We start from the raw sequence: 2330 nt of genomic DNA, 5'->3' as shown, positions 1-2330 counted from the left end.
TCTCGATGCTGCCGGCCGCGACCCGCCGCGCGCAGATCATGAACGAGGACGGGATCCTGTTCCCCTGGCGCACCATCAACGGTGAGGAGGCCAGCGCCTACTACCCGGCCGGTACCGCCCAGTACCACATCAACGCGGACATCGCCTACGCGCTGAACCGCTACATGAACGCGACCGGGGACGTGGAGTTCCTGCGTTCGGGCGGCGCGGAGATCCTGGTGGGCACCGCCCGGATGTGGTCCTCGCTCGGGTTCTGGCGCACCACCGGAAGCCGGCAGAGCTTCCACATCCACGGGGTGACCGGACCGGATGAGTACACCGCGATCGTGAACGACAACGTCTACACGAACGTGATGGCGCGCTTCAACCTGCGCTGCGCCGCGGACATGCTCGACACCCTGGCCAACCGCTTCCCGCGCTTCCACGCCGAACTCACCGAGCGCCTGCAGATCCGCGAGGGGGAGGCCGAGAACTGGCGCAAGGCCGCGCACTGCTTCCACATCCCGTTCTCCGAACGGGTGGGCATCCACCCGCAGGACGAGCACTTTTTGAACCGGGAGATCTGGGATGTGTCCAACACCGACCCGGCGAAGCTGCCGCTGCTGCTGCACTACCACCCGCTGGTGATCTACCGTTTCCAGGTGATCAAGCAGGCGGACACGGTGCTGGCCCTGTGGCTGCGCTCCAGCGACTTCACCGATGCGGAGAAGCTGGCGGACTTCAACTACTACGACCCGCTGACCACCGGGGACTCCTCGCTCTCCGCGGCCGTGCAGTCCATCGTGGCCGCGGAGGTCGGCTACCGGGACCTGGCCTACGAGTACTTCCAGGCGGCGCTGAACGTAGACCTGGAGAACTCGCACCGCAACACCGCCGACGGGGTGCACGTGGCCTCCACCGGCGGGGTGTGGGCGACGCTGATCTACGGATTCGCCGGCATGCGCGATGACGGGGACGTGCTCAGCTTCGACCCCCGGCTGCCGGCCAGCTGGTCCACGCTCTCCTTCCGGCTGGCGTGGCGCGGCTCGATGATCACGGTGCGGTTGAACAGCGATTCCATGCGGCTGAGCATGGAGGGCGGGGCCACCTTGTACTTCGCGGTGCGCGGGAAGAACTACTCGCTCTCGGCCTCCGAGCCGGTGGAGATCGAACTGGACGCCCACGGCCAGGTCCGCGAGGGCAAGCCCAGCATGGAGCACGTGGTGGCGCTGCACAGCGAGGACTCCGCCGACGTCATGCAGCCCCCGCGCGGGTTCTGACCCGCGCGGACTAGAGCGTCATCTCCTCCAGCTTGCGTCCCTTGGTCTCCTTGACCATGAACAGCACGAACAGGAAGGAGAGCAGCGCGAAGCTGGCGTAGATGCCGTAGGCCAGCTGCAGCCCGGCCTCGGCCAGGGACGGGAACGTGGTGGAGACCAGGAAGTTGGTCAGCCACTGCGCGGCCGCCGCCACGCCCAGGGCCAGGGTGCGGATGGAGTTGGGGAACATCTCCCCCAGCAGCACCCACACCGCTGGGCCCCAGCTGGCGCCGAAGCCGATCACGAACAGGTTGGCGCTGATCAAGGCGATGGTGCCCCAGGCCCCGGGCAGGCTCAGCGCCCCGTCGACGGTGACGGCCTGGGAGAACGCGAGCGTCATGGCCCCCAGGGACAGGGTCATGATCCCGGAGCCGAGCAGCAGCAGCAGCTTGCGCCCCAGCACGTCGATCAGCGAGATCGCGATGATGGTCGCCACGATGTTGGTCACCGAAGTGATCAGCGAGATGGTGAAGGAGTCCGATTCGGCGAAGCCGACCGACTTCCACAGGGTGGTGGAGTAGTAGAAGATCACGTTGATGCCCACCAGCTGCTGGAACATCGAAAGCAGGATGCCGATCCACACCACCGGGTGGAAGCCGAAGCGCCCGATCAGATCGGAGAAGGTCTGGTGGCGCTCCAGGTGCACGGTGGCGCGGATCTCCTCGATCTTCTGCTCGGTCATGGCGCCCGGCTCCATGCCCACATCCCGGGACAGGACCCGGGCGGCCTCCACGTAGCGTCCGCGTTCGACCAGGTAGCGCGGGGACTCGGGCAGCCGGGCGGCCAGCACCCCGTAGACCACCGCGGGCACCAGCAGCGACAGGTACATCCAGCGCCAGGCCTCCAGGCCGAACCAGCCCACCGCGTCGGCCGAACCCATCACGTACACCAGCAGCGCGCTGACCAGGAAGGCGATGAAGATGCCCACCACGATGCTCATCTGCTGCAGCGAGCCCAGCCGGCCGCGGTGCGCGGCCGGGGAGATCTCGGCGATGTAGCCGGGGCGATCACCGAGCGAAGCCACGCCCAGCC

Annotated in this window: 2 protein-coding genes; one reads left to right on the top strand and one right to left on the bottom strand. The window is 67.4% G+C overall.

Features of this window, described 5'->3' with window-relative positions; translation table 11 throughout:
* On the top strand, positions 1–1259 hold a 1259-nt coding region (locus tag JCM19049_RS12005; protein WP_279403095.1), incomplete at its 5' end, for a glycosyl hydrolase family 65 protein.
* Between the two features lie 10 nt (positions 1260–1269).
* On the opposite strand, the gene JCM19049_RS12000 is transcribed toward JCM19049_RS12005, so the two are convergent.
* The coding region (locus tag JCM19049_RS12000; protein WP_054821710.1) for a sugar porter family MFS transporter at positions 1270–2330 on the bottom strand (1061 nt) is incomplete at its 5' end.

This window comes from Arthrobacter sp. JCM 19049 (genome assembly GCF_001310435.1).
Note: the sequence above shows the minus strand (reverse complement) of the source record. Positions and strands in the feature narration are given on the sequence as shown.